Here is a 15,410-nt window from a genome sequence, read left to right as displayed (position 1 = left end):
GGCGCGACCCGTTTAGCCGAGCAGCGCCTCGCCTAGCCAGCCTCCCGGCTCGCACCCTGGCAGGACCGCGAAGACCGCGGAGCCGATCGGCGTCGTGTAGGTGTTGAGGAGATCTAATTCGTCCAACCGTCGCTGGATCGGAACGAACTGCGCATCGACGTCGGCCTGGAACGATGCGAACACCATCCCGGTCCGGGCGTGGCCGTCCGGCGCTGGGCCCTCGTCATAGTTGTAGGAACGTCGGAAGATCCGTTGTCCCGGATCGTCCGGCCGCGCCCGCCGGATATGTGACCAGTCCGGGATGACGGTGAAACCGATGTCGTTCACCGCGTCGAAGTCCGGTTCGTCATGTTCGTCGTCACCGGTCAGCGGCGCGCCATCGGTTAGGCGACGACCGATGGTCTCCTCCTTCCCTAGCCGGCTGACCAGGTCCCACTCCTCCAACTCGATCCGGATTCTGCGCAGCACCAGTGAGGTGCCACCGATCAGCCAGTCCGGGCCGTCGCGGATCCAGACCTGGGCGTCGAACTCGGGTGTGCCCGGTGTGCCGTTGGAGGTGCCGTCCAACTGACCCATCAGGTTCCGGGGTGTGGCCCCGGCCGGCGTCGAACCCGAGGCGTGGCGGAAGCCGCGTTGGACCCATCGCACCTCGGCGAAGGTACGTGCGTCCTTGGACAGCATCCGCATGGCATGCGAAATGGCCACCGGATCGTCGGAACAAACCTGCACGGCGAGGTCTCCACCGGACCAGGTCTCTTCCAGCCGATCGACGCCGAACTCCGGCAACGGGCGCAACCAGGATGGTGCATCGTCGAGCCCCGCCGCGGCCAGGAACCCGGGACCGACGCCGACGGTGATGGTCAGCCTGGCCGGTTGACGGGCCAGCTCCGGGTCGGTGTCGGCCAGGGCGGGACGGCCTTGGGTCAACCGTTCGGCATTACCCGTCCAGAGCCGCATGAGCCGGATCAAACCACCTTGGTCAACCTCCGGGAGCAGATCGAACGCGGCGAACGTCGCGAACGCCTGAGCCGGGGTGTCGATACCGGCCTGGTGGGCGCCGTGGAATGGCACGACGTCGGTGCCGAACGGCGCCCGTAGATCCGGTTCGGTGTTGCTCTCGGCGGCTGCGGTGATGGGCGCCCCGACGGCGACACCGGCCAGACCGGATACCCCCGCGGTGAGCAGGCCACGTCGGGAGACGCCGCGTAGCTCAACGCTCATCGTCGTGCACTTCCTCCTCGTCGGAGCCGTGGTCGTCGTCTGGTGCGCCGCCGTGCCCGTCGTCGCCATGCCCTCCCTCACCGGGTATGTACTCCTCGTCGGCGCCACTGAACTCTTTGGCCTGAGCGGTGAACTCGAACGTCGCACCGTCCTCCAAGGTCAGTACGAACTCGACGTCGGCGCCGGGGAGAATCGGTTCGACGACGTCCATCAGCATCAGGTGATCCGCGCCCGGTTCGAGCAGATGCTCGCTGCCGGCCGGGACCACGAAGCCGCCGTCCTTCTCCCGCATGGCGGGCTGGCCATCGGTGACGACCACCTCGTGTAACTCCATGACCGGAGACGACGATGTGGTGGCGTCCACGATCCGGATGTCGTCGGGGCCGTCGTTGACGAAGACGCCGAAGGCGGCCGTCATGCCGTCGTCGGCGGCTTTGACCCAGGGTTCGTCGATACGCAGGCCGCCACCGTCGAGGGTGGTGTCGACGGTCTCGGCGTTGTTGGTCGAGCTGGTGTCGTCGTCGGAACCACATGCGGCGACGACGAGGCCGGCGAGGGCGAGGCCACCGGTGTAGGCCAGCCGGCGGCGGCGTCGGGGTGTGCGGGCAGGGGTCGGTGCAATGGTCATGATGAAGTCGCTTTCCTGCGAAGGTGATCCGTCGATAGAGGTCTGCAAGCCGCAGCCGGGTTAGCCGGCTGGGCAGACCTCTGGTGGACCTCGCAGGCTGGCGCATTGGCGGGTGTAGACACTCGTCATCCGGCGTGGCGCGGACAGGCCGGTGGGCCGGATCCACGACGGCCGGCTCGGGGGCGGCTGGACGAGCCGCCATGCCGTCGTGATGCGGAGCAGGCTGAACAACGACCAGATCAGCGTCTCGCCCTTGGTGAGCATGGCGCTGATGAGCACGGTGGCGACGGCGTGGTAAGTGAGCATCACGGGGGTGGTGGCCTGGCCCACGCTGTGGGTGTGATGCCCGCCAAGACCGGCCAGGAGGTGGAACACGATTTGCGACACGCCGACGACGGCGATGATGGCCCCGAAACCGCGGCGAGCGTCGGCGGCGGCCACGCAGATAGCCGACAGTCCGAGCCCACCCAGCACGAGCCCGAGGGAGACGTGGATCGAGCCGCCGGCGCCCACGTGTGCCAGCAACGAGAGCAGCAGACACAGTCCGGACAGGGTGAGCCCGCGGGCCACCCTGGCGTGGCCAACCCCCGGACTTGTCACGTTTCTACCTTAAAAGACCCCCGACGGTCGGGAGCCCCGGGGCGTCACCGTGCGTACCGTGAGCTGTTGGGCACGCCAGTTTCGCCGCACTCCTTCCCGGTGATCGTCGCGGCAATCGCGTCGCTATAGCGACACGATTGCGGCGACGATCACCGGCGGGTGTGTGTTACCCGTTGCTCGAATGTTCGGACCTGCCGTCAGGACGTCACTGCTCGCTGTTCGCCTCGCTGAACCGCAAGGAGTTGCCGAATGGGTCGTGAACGTTCAAGACCCGTGCATCCCACGGGGCCTCCTCGATCCCTGGTCTGCCGTAGCTGTACTTCTTCGCGAGTAGCTCGCGGTGGAAGCTGTCGATGCCGGTCATCCGGACGAAGACGTTCGACCCTGGGCTAGCATCCCCGTGATGCTCGCTGAGGTGCAGGGTGAGCCCCGAACGCGAGACTTGCGCATACAACGGAAGGCCCGGCTCGAACCGATGTTCCCACTCCAGCGTGAAACCGAGGAAGTCGACGTAGAACTCCATCGCCTTGTCCACCGAGAAGATCCGCACGATAGGAATCGCCGAATCCAGGTGAACATCAGGCCGGGTCGGCACATCCGCGTCGGCTCCAGCATGGTCCACGATCCGGGCCGAGAGGACATTCCAGTTCTCGAACCCGAATTGATGTGCGACGATCTCCAGACACTCGCTGTGTGACAGAGCCACGTTCTTGTCGGCCATCACCGCACGCAGGGTCTTGGCCATCGCCTTCGCGTCATGGAATGTACGCATGAATCCAATCCTCCACAGCCTTGGCGAACGGAAGTGTCAGCGCTTGCGTTGCTGAAGTCGTCCGCCATCAGGTGGATGGACCAGATACGACATGTCATACATTCACCATGCCCGATAGGGGTGCAAGCGGCTGGCTGTATGAGGCCTCCTTCAGCGTAGAAGCAGGAAACTCAGCCCGTCAAGGACACGACGGGACGCGCGCCCCTACGCCGCCGCGCTTCTGTGACGTAGAACCCGCGCGTATAGCGAGTCCTGATTGATCATGTGCGAGTTGCACCCCCGATAGGGTGAGTAGCTCGCACATGATCAAGCCACTCGGGCCGCTTATGAGCGCTGAGTGAGCTTCGGGAGACTAGGCGGGGTTTCTAGAGGGTGGTGCCGGTGCCGACTGGGCAGGACACCCCGGTGCCAGCCAGGCCGCAGTACCCGCTCGGGTTCTTGGCATCGGACAGATACTGCTGGTGGTAGTCCTCGGCGTAGTAGAACGCGCCGAGCTGGGCGATCTCGGTGGTGATGTCGCCGTGCCCGGCGTCGGCCAGCCGCCGCGCGTAGGTGTCCCGCGACGCCTCGGCCGTGGCGCGCTGCGCCTGGCTGGTCCAGTAGATGGTGGAGCGGTACTGGGTGCCGGTGTCGTTGCCCTGCCGCATGCCCTGGGTGGGGTCGTGTGCCTCCCAGAACACCTTGAGCAGGTCGGCGTATGACACCTGGACCGGGTCGAACACCACTCGGACCACCTCGGCGTGCCCGGTGAGTGCGGTACAGACCTCGTCGTAGGTGGGGTTGGGCGTGTACCCGCCGGCGTAGCCGACCGCGGTGGTCCACACGCCGGGGATCCGCCAGAACTCGCGTTCGGCGCCCCAGAAGCACCCCATACCGAGGACGGCCTCCTGATGACCTTCCGGCGGTGCGGCGTCGATGCGGGTACCGAGCACAGTGTGGACGCCGGTCAGCGAGAACGGGCGTTGGTCGCGTCCGGGCAGTGCTTCGCCAGGCGCGACCAGCTGGGTCTTGGCGGACGAACCGAACAGCGGCACAGCGCACCTCTCTCACGGCAACGGTTGTTGGTCAGGAACGGCGTGCGCCATACCCGGCCTCGTGCTGAGCGGTCGTGCGGAACGGTCATGGCTGCCCCGCTCGACATCATTGTGTGTCCCTTCGTCGGGACACCTGGTTCTCGTCAAACACGATAACCGGGACCTTTGTTCCGGCCGCCAACCCACATCCGATGTGGGGGCGTGGGCCGGATAGTCGACGCCGGGCGGTGGGTGCTGTGACGGCTCGCGACTATCAGGCGAACACGTCGTGCAGGTCCTGGCTGGATCGTTTCGGTGTGGCGGCGACGGTGGAGTGTGCCTGTACAAGCATGGCGACCGCTTGGTGCAGGGCGTCGGCGGGCAGCGTGTAGGGCAGTCGCAGCCGCCGCTCGAAGGCACCGTCCACACCGAAACGTGGCCCGGAAGCCAGCCGGACGCCGAGCCGCTCGGCCGCGGCCACCAGCGAGCTGGACACCGGTCGGCCGATGTCGCACCACACCACCAGGCCCCCTCGGGGGCACCGGACCTGCCACGATGGCAGTTGGTCGGCCAGCGCCGCCATAAGCGTGTCTCGGCCCTGTCGCAGCTCGCTCCGGCGGTCGTGGAGGACGTCGTCGAGTGAGGTGAGTAGCTCGGCGGTGATCAGTTGGTTGATCACGGGGGAGGAGATGTCGACGCTGGCCCGGACTGCCGCCAGTCGGCGGATGAGTGACGGTTCGGCGCGGATCCAGCCGACCCGGAGTCCGCCCCAGAGGGTTTTGCTCGCGCTGCCGATGGTGATCGCCAGGTCGGGCGGTAAATAGCTGGCCAGCGGTGGCGGCACGTCGCCGTCCAACGCGAGTTCTACCAGGGTCTCGTCGACGACGGTCATGGTGCGGTAGCGGCTCAACGACGACGCTAGGGCGTGGCGTTCATCGGCGGTGGCCAGCAGGCCGGTCGGATTGTGGAAGTCAGGCACGACGTAGGCCAGCCGGGGCGCGGTCTGGCGGATGGCCGCGTCGAATGCGTCGACGTCCCAGCCCGCTGTTGTTGTGGCGGCGGGGTCGTCGTCGACGAGGGCGACCGGCACTGGACGGGCGTTGGCCCGACGGATGGCATCGATCGCGTTCGGGTAGGTGGGGTGATCGATCAGCACTCGGTCACCGGGGTCGATCATCAGCCCGACCACCAGTGAGAACGCATGTTGAGCGCCGGAGGTCACCAAGATCTGACCGGGGTCGGTGGGTAGTCCGCGGGCCGTGAACCGGGCGGCTACGGCGGCGCGTAGCTCGGTCAGGCCGAACAGGTTGTACCCACAGCCGGGTAGATGCCGGGCGAGCTGCGCGAGGCTGTTCTGGTGGGCGTCCAGTAGGGCGGGACCTGGCGCCCCGGGGGACGCGTGGGCGAGGTCGAGGACCTCTGAGCCGTCGGGCCCGAACGGTGCCCACGACCCGGTGGTGGTGGGCGCTTGCCCGTTCGCCGGTGCCGCTGGGAGTTCGGTACGGGTACCCGATCCTTGCCGGCTGGCGGCGTAGCCGGTGTTGCGCAGGAGGTCGTACGCGGCGGTGATAGTGGTGCGGCTGACGCCGAGGGCGGTAGCCAGTTCGCGTTCGCCTGGCAGCCGGGTGTCCAGGGGCATCCGGCCGTCGAGGATCAACGCGCGAATGGCCGCGGCGAGCCGCACGTAGGTGGGCCGGCGCTGATCATTCAGGTGCCATTGCCCGAGAGTCCGAGCCAATTGATGGCCATTGATGGATCTCATGAGGCCACTTTTCCATAAGTGGTCCTGGATTTAAAGGCCAACGATGGTTGATGATGGCGGAGTGTTCAGCCACCTCTCACGTCGAGCGCTGCCGCGCCGGCTCAGCCAGCTCTACCTAGGTCTCCTTCTCTACGGCTTCAGCATGGCGCTGATGATCAAATCAGGCCTTGGTCTCGACCCCTGGGATGTCTTCCACCAAGGGGTCGCATCGCGTACCCCACTGTCCATCGGCGTGGTGACGATCATCGTGGGGGCGCTGGTACTGCTTGCCTGGATCCCACTGCGGCAGCGGCCGGGCCTGGGCACGGTGAGCAATGTCATCGTCATCGGCCTGGCCGTCGACGCCTCGATGTGGGTGTTGTCAGAGCCCGAGCCGATGGCGATCCGGATCACGTTCATGATCTCCGGCGTAGTGCTCAACGCGGTGGCCACCGCTGCCTACATCGGGGCGCGGTTCGGCCCAGGGCCACGAGACGGCTTGATGACTGGCCTGGTCCGCACTACGGGCCACTCGGTGCGTGTGGTGCGTACGGGCATCGAGTTGACGGTGCTGGCCATCGGGTGGCTGCTGGGTGGCACGGTGGGGGTCGGCACGGTGCTGTACGCGCTGAGCATCGGACCCCTGGTCCACGTGCTGTTGCCCCGCCTCACCGTCCCCACCCATGATCATGAACATATTTCCGGGTGATAGCACGCAAAAGTGTTCATGATCATGGGGGCGGTGTGAGGGATGACGTAGGGTCCACTCCGTGTATGGTTTCGAGACTCGAGCGATCCACGCCGGCCAAGAGCCGGACCCCACCACCGGTGCGGTGATGCCGCCCATCCACGCGACGAGCACCTTCGCGCAGGATGGCGTTGGCGGGCTGCGGGGCGGATACGAATACAGCCGGTCGGCCAACCCCACCCGGACCGCGCTGGAAGAGTGCGTCGCGGCCCTTGAGCAAGGTGCGCGCGGCCTCGCGTTCGCCAGCGGGATGGCCGCGGAGGACACGCTGCTGCGCACCGTGTTGCGGCCCGGTGACCATGTGGTCATCCCCAATGACGCCTACGGCGGCACATATCGGCTATTTAGCAAGGTGCTGGAGCGCTGGGGGGTGTCGTGGACGGCGGTGCCGGTATCCGACGTGTCCGCCGTGCGGGCGGCGCTGCAACCGTCGACGGCGGTGGTCTGGGTCGAAACCCCCACTAACCCGCTGCTCAACGTCGCCGACATCAAGGCGCTGGCCGACACCGCACACGACGCCGGGGCGCTGCTGGTGGTCGACAACACCTTCGCCACGCCGTATCTACAGCAGCCGCTCACGCTCGGTGCCGACGTCGTCGTCCACTCGACCACCAAATATTGCGGCGGACACTCCGACGTCGTGGGCGGGGCTATTGTGGCGGCCGATCCGGAGCTCGGCGAGCAGCTGGCTTTCCACCAGAACGCGATCGGTGCGGTGGCCGGCCCGTTCGACGCGTGGCTGGTGCTACGCGGCCTGAAGACACTCGCCTTGCGGATGGAGCGGCACAGCGACAACGCCGAGCGGATCGTGGCGACGCTGAGCGCTCATCCGGCGGTGACCGAAGTGCTCTACCCCGGGCTCGCGGACCATCCCGGCCATGAGGTCGCCGCGCGGCAGATGCGCCGCTTCGGTGGCATGGTGTCGTTCCGGGTGGCCGGTGGTGAAGAGGCGGCGGTGGCGGTGTGCAACCGGGCGCGGGTCTTCACGCTGGCCGAGTCGCTGGGCGGCGTCGAGTCGTTGATCGAGCACCCGGGCCGGATGACACATGCGAGTGCGGCGGGTAGCGCTTTGGAAGTCCCGGCGGACCTGGTGCGGTTGTCGGTCGGCATCGAGACCGTCGACGATCTACTGGCCGACCTCGACCACGCCCTCACCCCCTGACAGAGTGATCGTTGCCGCGTTTGCGCTGCTATGACGGCGCAAACGCGGCAACGATCACCGATTCTTAGAGGCGGCCGCTTAGGCGGTGGCTTCGCGCAGGGCGGGCAGAACCTGCGTTCCGACCTCCTTGATGGTGCCCACCGGGTCGAGGCTGGCCACCTGGATCGCGACGTAGTCAGCGCCGACGTCCTGAACCAGGGGCCGGTAGGCATCGGCGAGCTGATCGAGGTCACGCACGATCGTGTACTTGCTCAGGATTTCCTGCCGATCCATCTCGTCCGCCCGTTCCCGCAGGATCATCGGATCGGCCACCTCGAGCCGCCCAGGTGCCCGCAGCCCGCGCATGGCCTGCAACGCGTCCCACGCCTCGTCGTCGTTGCCGGCGAGCACCACCCACCGGGTGGCCATGATGGTGGTCGACGCACCCCGGGCCGCGGCAGCCTCGCGATACGGCTTGATCACTCGTTCCAGCGCGTCGGCGGGGTCTTTGACGCTCGTGATCAACCCTTCGGCGTGCTGCCCGGCGAAGGTGGCCGACTTCGGTCCGCCCGCGGCCATCCACACCGGCACCCGGCCGACCGGCGGGCTGTACAGCTTCGCGGTCCGCGCCTGGTAGTACTCGCCGTCGATGTCGAGCTTCTCGCCGGCCAGCAGGCCGTGCATGATGGTGAGCGCTTCCTCCATCCGGGCGATCCGCTCGGTGTAACCCGGGAACTCGTACCCGAGGGGAGCCTCGTTGATCGCCTCCCCGGTGCCGACGCCGAGGATGAATCGTCCTCCCGACAGCCGGTCGATGGTGGCGGCCGCCTGGGCGATCAATCCGGGGTGGTAGCGGAACAACGGCGCCGTGACGCTCGTAGCCAACTCGACGCGGGAGGTGGCCTGTGCCACCGCGCCGAACCAGCTCCACACGAAGCTGGACGCTGACGCGTCGTCGACCCACGGGTGGAAGTGATCCGCCCCGGTGACGACGTCGAAGCCGGACTGCTCGGCGAGGACCGCGTGCTCCAGCAGGACCTCGGGCTGATAGGACTCGTGACTACACAACCACGCAAGCTTCATATGTCCAGCCTAGTGCCCTGCATAGGAGGGCTTTGTGGCCGTCCGCCCGGCGGGCGATGCCGCACCGCGTTCCTCCGTGGCCGGTGTGAACCTCAACAGTTACTCAAAAGCTGTTCCCGGCTGGGCTCCGCCTCTTTATCGTCCGCGGCACACCCCGTCCTGCTCCATCTCGCGTCCGTCCGACCGACGGGCGTGCCTCGAGGAGGAAACATGAACCACATTCCACTCTCTCGGCGGCTCCTCGCCGGTGTCGGAGCGGTCGCTTTGATCGCCGCGACGGCTCCGGCCGCGACGTCGGCGTCGGGCGGTGCTGCGCCGGCCGCGGACAGTCGCGGAGCGTCCGACCAAGCCCATGACAAGATCGTCACGGCGCGCATCGATGCCGACCGCATCATGGGCCACATCGAGACGCTGACCGTCGATATCGGACCGCGAGTGGCGTCCTCACCCGAGGAGGACGCGGCCGCGTCCTACATCGCCGACGAGCTCGAGAGTCTCGGCTACGACGTGGAGGTCCAGGAGTTCCCGTACGTCAACACAGTCGGGTACCTCCACGTGGGCGGCCCGGACGGTACGGCGCTGCTGGTCCGCGCCGGCGGTGGATCCGCGCTGACCGACGGTGACGGCATCACCGCTCCTGTCGTGGATGCGGGATTCGGCAGCCCGGCCGACTTCCCTGCCGCCACGGCGGGCGCCATCGCTTTAGTCCAGCGGGGCGGGAACACGTTCGCCGACATCGTCGGGAACGCGGCCGAAGCCGGTGCCGTCGGGGTGGCGATCCAGAACGACGACTGGCGGATCTTCTCCGCGACGGTCGCCGACAGCCCGATTCCCTTCGTCACCATGAACGACGAACAGGGTGAACTCCTGCGCGCGGCGGCGGACGACGGAGCGACGCTGCGGATGAACCGATATCAGACCTCGCAGAACGTCATCGCTACCAAGGCACCTACCTTGCCCGGCCGCGGCGCGCGCGACGAGGTCGTGATCTTTTCGGCGCACTACGACTCCGTGCCTGCATCACCCGGTGCCAGCGACAACGCTTCCGGTGTCGCCGTCATGCTGGAACTCGCCCGGATCAACGCGCAGCTGCCCACCGCGACGGAGATCCGCTTCGCGGCGGTCGGGGCGGAGGAAGTGGGGTTGAGAGGCTCCCGTCATTACGCCCAGAACCTGCCTGCGGCGGAGCGGGACCGGATCATCGCGAACTTCAACATGGACATGGTCGGCACCGCGAGCCCAGAGCAGAACACCCTGTTCATGAACACGCTCAATGGAACCGGCGTTGACGACCCGGCGGACAACCTCGTGTCGCGGGCCGGCCGGCAAGCCGCGGAGCGGCTCGGCTACGGCGACATCGTGCGCTCGCCCTACCACCGGGGAGCCAGCGACCATCAAGCGTTCCATGAGATCGGCGTCCCAGCGGTCAACTTCATCTGGCGCGACCCGGTCACCGCGGCGCTCGAGCCGACATATCACCAGCCGCTCGACACGATCGACCGGGTGAGCCCGGATCGGTTGCGTACCGCGGCGGAGATCATCGCAGCGGCGTCGTATCGAGTGATCCGGCATCGGGTCCCGGGCCGCCCAGCCGACGGCGGATAGTGGACCCATCGGGCTTAGAGCTGCGGCCGGCCGGCCCGACAGGTGTGCCGAGGTGATGGGTGAGCCTGGCTTAGCCGGTTGGTCCGCTCCGGATGGCTGGTGTTGGCGAGCCTGTCGGTCCAGCTCAGGGCGTTGCGATAGTGCGTCGTGTCGCCGACGAGCCCCGTGGACGTGCGCTGCTGTTCGCGTCCGTGCGTGGGTGGTGACAGGATTCGGGCTATGGACCTGACGATGCAGGAGGTCGACGCTGCCCGCGAGATGCTCCGCGACGTGGTGCGGCCGACTCCGCTGGAAGACTCTCGCTGGCTTGGCGGCAAGGTGGGCGGGCCGGTTCACCTCAAGTGTGAGAACTTGCAGCGGGCCGGTTCGTTCAAGATCCGCGGGGCGTACGTGCGGATCGCGCGGCTGTCGCCGGAGGAACGGGAGTACGGCGTGGTGGCGGCCAGCGCGGGCAACCACGCTCAAGGGGTGGCGCTGGCCGCCAGCATGCTCGGTACTCCGGCGACGGTGTTCATGCCGGAAGGCGCGGCGATCGTCAAAGAGCGGGCCACTCAGGCGTATGGCGCGGACGTACGGTTCGCCGGCGCAACCGTCGACGAGGCGCTGCTGGCCGCACGGGCCTTCGCGGCCGAAACGGGTGCCGTGCTGATCCACCCGTTCGACCATCCCGACATCGTGGCCGGGCAGGCAACCGTCGGCACCGAGATCATCGAACAGTGTCCTGACGTACGAACCATCCTGGTTGGTACTGGCGGTGGTGGGCTGCTGGCTGGTGTGTCGTTCGCGGTGCGCCAGTTGCGGCCTCAGGTCCGGGTGGTCGGGGTTCAGGCTGAGGGCGCCGCCGCGTACCCGGTGTCGTTGAAAGCGGGCATGCCGGTGTCGCTGGAGCGGATGTCCACCATGGCCGACGGCATCGCGGTCGGCCGCCCCGGTGACGTGCCGTTCGAGCTGATCAAGGAGAACGTCGACGGCATCGTCACGGTCGGCGAGGAGTCGCTGTCGCGGGCGCTCGTCTCGCTGCTGGAGCGGGCCAAACAGGTCGTGGAGCCGGCCGGGGCGGCAGCGGTGGCAGCGATCCTGGAAGACGCGGGCGCCTACGAACCGCCGGTGGTGGCGGTCCTGTCCGGAGGCAACATCGATCCGTTGCTGTTGATGCGCGTGGTCCGGCACGGTATGGCGGCTGCCGGGCGTTACCTATCGATCCGGGTGCGGGTGGCCGATGCCCCGGGGGCGCTTGCGCAGTTGCTGAGTGAGCTCGCGTCGGTGGATGCGAACGTGCTCGACGTCGTGCATGAACGCACCGCGGCGTCGTTGCCGGTCGACCAGGTGGAGGTGGCGTTGCAGCTGGAGACCCGCGGCCCGGAGCATCGCGCCCGGGTGCTGTCCAGGCTTCGGCAGTCGAACTACCCGATGTCCATTCCGGAGGAATAGGCCGGTCGACTTTCGTTTTGCTAAATCAGAATTGACATTATCTAAAGTCACCTTCATGCTATGAGGCATGGCTGAGGGTGACGGGAAGCGTGAGATTCTGCAGAAGGTAGCGTCGGGCGAGATCGATCCGGCTGAGGCCTCCCGGCTTCTGGACGAGCTGGCCGTCAGTTCACCGGAGCAGGTGCACGAGCGGGCACCAGTGACGGCTGAGCCGCTCGAGGGAGCGACGCTGCCGTCGATCGGCGAGATCCGCCGGGTGCAGGTGCGAGCCACCTCGCGTCGGGTCAGGGTCATTGGCGATCCGACGGTGGCGACGGCCGCCATCGACGGGCCGCACAGTGTGCGTAGGGACGGCTCCACCCTCCTCGTCGCAGGTGAGACTGAGTTGGTGCCCACCGACAACGCCTTCGTTCTGCTGGTGGGCGGTCGCTGGCGCGAGGTCGCCGACCAAGTGCAGCACAGCCTCGGGCAAGGCCTTGAGCTGACAGTACGTGTGCAGCCTGACATCCCGGTGGGCGTAGAGGTCATCGCCGGATCACTGAGCGTCGAGGGGGTCCCGCATCTCGATCACGTGCGGATGACGGCGGGCTCGCTACGGGTCCGTGGTGCCCAGAGCCCGATCGATCTGCTGATGCAAGCCGGCTCGGCCCAGGTTCACACGGTGCAGACGTATGGCCAGTCCAGGTTCCGCTGTGAGTCGGGTTCGTTGCAGCTGACCCTCGAGAACGGGTCCGACGCCCGGGTGCGCTCCGACGTGCAACTCGGTCGATTCTCGGTTGAGCCGGAGCGGCGAAACCGGGATCGGCACCGTGATGTCGTGGTTGGCCTCGGCGGCGCGGAGATCGACGTCGAGGTCGTCATGGGTTCGGTCACCCTGCGCACGCCAGATCGCGGAGACGTGAGATGACCCATCAGGCCCCGAGGGATTGCCCGGTCTGTGCCGACGTGCTGCACGTCACGCGGCTGGCGTGTAGTTCCTGCGGGACCGAGTTGTCCGGGCGTTTTACCTCCTGTGCCTACTGTTCGCTGGGGGCACAAGACCGGAAAATACTGAGCGCGTTCCTTGCCTCGCGAGGCAATATGAAAGAGCTCGCCCGTGAACTAGGGGTGAGCTATCCGACGGCCCGGATTCGTTATGCCGAACTACTGGGACGTCTTGGCATAGAGGAAACGGGGGTAGTGGACGCTGTCATCGAGCCGGTCGACCGGGAGGACGTCCTGCGGAGGCTGGCCATCGGTGAGCTCGATCTCGACGAGGCGACCGAGCTTCTGAGATAGGTGCCGGTTGCCTGCGGGCGTGGAGTGTTGAGAGTCGCCGATCGAGCTGCTTGACCCTGACGCAGGGATAGGCGGCACGGTGGTGCGGTGGGGCCAAATCCCCCGAGTTGTGGCAAGGCACGAAGTTTGCTCGCGCGGTGGTCGCGTGAGCCGGATCGCCTACTGACGGTTGCCATGGAGGTAGGCGACTCATGAAAGGAATGTGCAGTGAATGCAATCATCGCCGAAGGTCTGGTCAAGACTTTCGGCTCCGGCGACAAGGCCGTCAAGGCGGTCAGCGGCGTCGATCTCACTGTTGACGAGGGCACCGTCGTCAGCATGTTGGGGCCCAACGGCGCCGGTAAGACCACCACGGTCCGGATGCTCACCACCTTGCTGCCCATCGACGGCGGCCGCGCGCTCGTGGCCGGCTACGACGTCGCCGATCAGCCCCAGGCGGTGCGGTCCAGTATCGGCCTGTCCGGGCAGTTCGCCGCCGTCGACGAGAACCTCACCGGGCGCGAGAACCTGTGGATGTTCGGCCGCCTCTATCAGCTGTCCAGCAAGCAGGCTGCGCGGCGGGCGGATGAGTTGTTGGAGCAGTTCTCGTTGACCGACGCGGCCGACCGGCCGTCCAAGACATATTCGGGAGGTATGCGTCGGCGGCTCGACCTCGCTGGCAGCTTGGTCATCCACCCGAAGATCCTCTTCCTCGACGAACCCACAACGGGCCTCGACCCGGCCAGCCGGCTCGACTTGTGGGACATCATCCGGCAGCGGGTCCGTGGCGGTGCAACCATCCTGCTCACCACCCAGTATCTCGAGGAGGCCGACGCTTTGGCGGACCGGATCGTGGTCATCGACCACGGCCGGATCATCGCCGAAGGAACCGCGGACGAGCTCAAGGCCAAAGTGGGTGGCGAGCGCATCGAGGTAGTCGTCCACGATCCGGCGTTGATGCAGCGGGCGATTGAGATCTTGCAGCGGGGCAGCGACGGCCAGTGCGTCGTCGACGAACACACCCGCAAACTCACCGTCCCCACAACAATGGGCTCGAAGGGCCTGGTCCACGTCATCCGCGACCTCGACGAGCACAAGGTCGAGATCGACGACATCGCGCTGCGCCGGCCAACCCTTGACGACGTCTTCTTGGAGCTCACCGGGAGACACGCCGAGGACGAGGCCGCGAGTACGGACGCGGCGGCGGGTACGGACGCGGCGGCGGGTACGGACGCGGCGGCGAAGGAGGCGGCCAAGTGAGCACCACCGATCTGACACCCAGCACGACGACGCAGCCGCCGAAGAACAGCGGTTTGAGCCAGGTGCTGAACGACACGATGATCATCGCCTGGCGCAACATCAGGGGTGGCCTTCGGGTACCGGACACGCAGATCTACATGTTCATCCAACCGATCATGTTCGTGCTGCTGTTCGCGTACGTGTTCGGTGGCGCCATCCAGGTGCCCGGTGCGGAGAACATCGCCGGTGCATATCGCGAATATCTGATGGCCGGGATCTTCGTGCAGACCATGGCGTTCGCGGTGGCGCCGGCTAGTGTAGGCCTAGCGGACGATATGCATAAGGGTCTGATCGACCGGTTCCGCTCACTGCCGATGGCCCGTTCGGGTGTAATTGCCGGTCGGGTCGTCTCGGACCTGGCCAGTCAGTTCGTCGTTCTGATCATCATGATGATCTGCGGCTTGATCGTCGGCTGGCGGGTGCACAATGGTGTGCTGCCGTTCCTCGGCGGTGTCGGCCTGATGCTGCTGTTCGCGTTCGCCATGTTGTGGGTGGGCGCCCTCATCGGTCTGTCCGTCGGGAACCCGCAGGTGGCCGCATCGGCAGGACTGATCTGGCTGTTCCCCGTCGTCTTCCTCTCCAACGCGTTCGTGCCGCCGGAATCCATGCCGACGGTGGTCCGCAACATCGCTGAATGGAACCCGATCAGTGCGCTGGTGGCGGCTGCTCGTGACCTCTTCGGCAACCAGAGCATCATCGTCTCCGACGCCTGGCCCATGCAGAATGCGGTGTTGGCGGCGCTGCTGTGGTGTGTCGTGATCATCGGCGTCTTCGCGCCCCTGGCGGTCCGCAAGTACAAGGCAGCCGCCAGCAAGTAGCCAACTCGGAGGCGCGCCAGCAACGCGGCTGCCCCACGTGGCCGAGCCGAAAG

15 protein-coding genes are annotated in these 15,410 nt (G+C 66.8%); 8 read left to right on the top strand and 7 right to left on the bottom strand.

Features of this window, described 5'->3' with window-relative positions:
- Positions 1 to 12: 12 nt before the first annotated feature.
- From G8760_RS07455 to yczR, 6 genes are all read right to left on the bottom strand, one after another.
- Positions 13 to 1,221, bottom strand: a complete 1,209-nt coding sequence (locus G8760_RS07455; protein ID WP_166349147.1) for a Dyp-type peroxidase — start codon at positions 1,219 to 1,221, stop codon at positions 13 to 15.
- A complete protein-coding gene (locus G8760_RS07450; RefSeq protein WP_166349144.1) occupies positions 1,211 to 1,849 on the bottom strand; it encodes a copper chaperone PCu(A)C in 639 nt (212 codons plus the stop codon). Before G8760_RS07450 ends, G8760_RS07455 begins: the two co-directional genes overlap by 11 nt.
- A 60-nt stretch (positions 1,850 to 1,909) precedes the next feature.
- Positions 1,910 to 2,449 (bottom strand): hypothetical protein, encoded by a 540-nt coding sequence (locus tag G8760_RS07445; protein ID WP_166349141.1) that lies wholly within the window; start codon positions 2,447 to 2,449, stop codon positions 1,910 to 1,912.
- Between the two features lie 205 nt (positions 2,450 to 2,654).
- A complete protein-coding gene (locus tag G8760_RS07440; protein ID WP_166349138.1) occupies positions 2,655 to 3,221 on the bottom strand; it encodes a glyoxalase superfamily protein in 567 nt (188 codons plus the stop codon).
- Positions 3,222 to 3,586: 365 nt separating this feature from the next.
- Entirely contained in the window at positions 3,587 to 4,249 is a 663-nt protein-coding gene (msrA, locus tag G8760_RS07435) for a peptide-methionine (S)-S-oxide reductase MsrA (protein WP_166349996.1), read from the bottom strand.
- 259 nt (positions 4,250 to 4,508) lie between these two features.
- A complete protein-coding gene (gene yczR, locus G8760_RS07430) occupies positions 4,509 to 5,996 on the bottom strand; it encodes a MocR-like transcription factor YczR (RefSeq protein ID WP_166349135.1) in 1,488 nt (495 codons plus the stop codon).
- A 43-nt stretch (positions 5,997 to 6,039) separates the two neighbouring features.
- Between yczR and yczE the strand changes: the two genes are divergently transcribed.
- Together yczE and G8760_RS07420 are read left to right on the top strand one after the other, a co-directional pair.
- Positions 6,040 to 6,684 carry a membrane protein YczE gene (yczE, locus tag G8760_RS07425; protein WP_166349132.1) on the top strand — a complete coding sequence of 215 codons (645 nt, stop codon included), beginning with the start codon at positions 6,040 to 6,042 and terminating at the stop codon, positions 6,682 to 6,684.
- A gap of 61 nt (positions 6,685 to 6,745) precedes the next feature.
- A complete protein-coding gene (locus G8760_RS07420) occupies positions 6,746 to 7,885 on the top strand; it encodes a cystathionine gamma-synthase (protein WP_166349129.1) in 1,140 nt (379 codons plus the stop codon).
- 78 nt (positions 7,886 to 7,963) lie between these two features.
- Here the strand turns inward: G8760_RS07420 and G8760_RS07415 are convergent, their stop codons facing one another.
- Entirely contained in the window at positions 7,964 to 8,947 is a 984-nt protein-coding gene (locus G8760_RS07415) for a TIGR03557 family F420-dependent LLM class oxidoreductase (RefSeq protein ID WP_166349126.1), read from the bottom strand.
- A gap of 210 nt (positions 8,948 to 9,157) precedes the next feature.
- Here G8760_RS07415 and G8760_RS07410 point away from each other — a divergent pair, with 210 nt between their 5' ends.
- From G8760_RS07410 to G8760_RS07385, 6 genes are all read left to right on the top strand, one after another.
- Positions 9,158 to 10,552: a M20/M25/M40 family metallo-hydrolase gene (locus G8760_RS07410; protein ID WP_166349123.1), complete on the top strand. Its 1,395-nt coding sequence runs from the start codon at positions 9,158 to 9,160 to the stop codon at positions 10,550 to 10,552.
- A 219-nt stretch (positions 10,553 to 10,771) separates the two neighbouring features.
- Positions 10,772 to 11,983: a threonine ammonia-lyase gene (gene ilvA / locus G8760_RS07405; protein WP_166349120.1), complete on the top strand. Its 1,212-nt coding sequence runs from the start codon at positions 10,772 to 10,774 to the stop codon at positions 11,981 to 11,983.
- Positions 11,984 to 12,050: 67 nt separating this feature from the next.
- Positions 12,051 to 12,890 carry a hypothetical protein gene (locus G8760_RS07400; RefSeq protein ID WP_166349117.1) on the top strand — a complete coding sequence of 280 codons (840 nt, stop codon included), beginning with the start codon at positions 12,051 to 12,053 and terminating at the stop codon, positions 12,888 to 12,890.
- Positions 12,887 to 13,261 carry a DUF2089 domain-containing protein gene (locus G8760_RS07395; RefSeq protein WP_166349114.1) on the top strand — a complete coding sequence of 125 codons (375 nt, stop codon included), beginning with the start codon at positions 12,887 to 12,889 and terminating at the stop codon, positions 13,259 to 13,261. Before G8760_RS07400 ends, G8760_RS07395 begins: the two co-directional genes overlap by 4 nt.
- A gap of 207 nt (positions 13,262 to 13,468) precedes the next feature.
- Positions 13,469 to 14,500 carry an ATP-binding cassette domain-containing protein gene (locus G8760_RS07390; protein ID WP_166349111.1) on the top strand — a complete coding sequence of 344 codons (1,032 nt, stop codon included), beginning with the start codon at positions 13,469 to 13,471 and terminating at the stop codon, positions 14,498 to 14,500.
- On the top strand, positions 14,497 to 15,357 hold the full coding sequence (locus G8760_RS07385; protein WP_211198948.1) for an ABC transporter permease: 861 nt from the start codon (positions 14,497 to 14,499) through the stop codon (positions 15,355 to 15,357). Before G8760_RS07390 ends, G8760_RS07385 begins: the two co-directional genes overlap by 4 nt.
- The last annotated feature ends 53 nt before the right edge of the window (positions 15,358 to 15,410 follow it).

The organism is Phytoactinopolyspora limicola (assembly GCF_011320225.1).
GTDB lineage: Bacteria > Actinomycetota > Actinomycetes > Jiangellales > Jiangellaceae > Phytoactinopolyspora > Phytoactinopolyspora limicola.
Note: the sequence above shows the minus strand (reverse complement) of the source record. Positions and strands in the feature narration are given on the sequence as shown.

Coding starts and splice junctions, on each gene's coding strand:
- G8760_RS07455 (WP_166349147.1), bottom strand. CDS start 1,221: ATGAGCGTTGAGCTACGCGGCGTCTCCCGACGTGGCCTGCTCACCGCG.
- G8760_RS07450 (WP_166349144.1), bottom strand. CDS start 1,849: ATGACCATTGCACCGACCCCTGCCCGCACACCCCGACGCCGCCGCCGG.
- G8760_RS07440 (WP_166349138.1), bottom strand. CDS start 3,221: ATGCGTACATTCCATGACGCGAAGGCGATGGCCAAGACCCTGCGTGCG.
- yczR (WP_166349135.1), bottom strand. CDS start 5,996: ATGAGATCCATCAATGGCCATCAATTGGCTCGGACTCTCGGGCAATGG.
- yczE (WP_166349132.1), top strand. CDS start 6,040: ATGGTTGATGATGGCGGAGTGTTCAGCCACCTCTCACGTCGAGCGCTG.
- G8760_RS07415 (WP_166349126.1), bottom strand. CDS start 8,947: ATGAAGCTTGCGTGGTTGTGTAGTCACGAGTCCTATCAGCCCGAGGTC.
- G8760_RS07410 (WP_166349123.1), top strand. CDS start 9,158: ATGAACCACATTCCACTCTCTCGGCGGCTCCTCGCCGGTGTCGGAGCG.
- ilvA (WP_166349120.1), top strand. CDS start 10,772: ATGGACCTGACGATGCAGGAGGTCGACGCTGCCCGCGAGATGCTCCGC.
- G8760_RS07400 (WP_166349117.1), top strand. CDS start 12,051: ATGGCTGAGGGTGACGGGAAGCGTGAGATTCTGCAGAAGGTAGCGTCG.
- G8760_RS07395 (WP_166349114.1), top strand. CDS start 12,887: ATGACCCATCAGGCCCCGAGGGATTGCCCGGTCTGTGCCGACGTGCTG.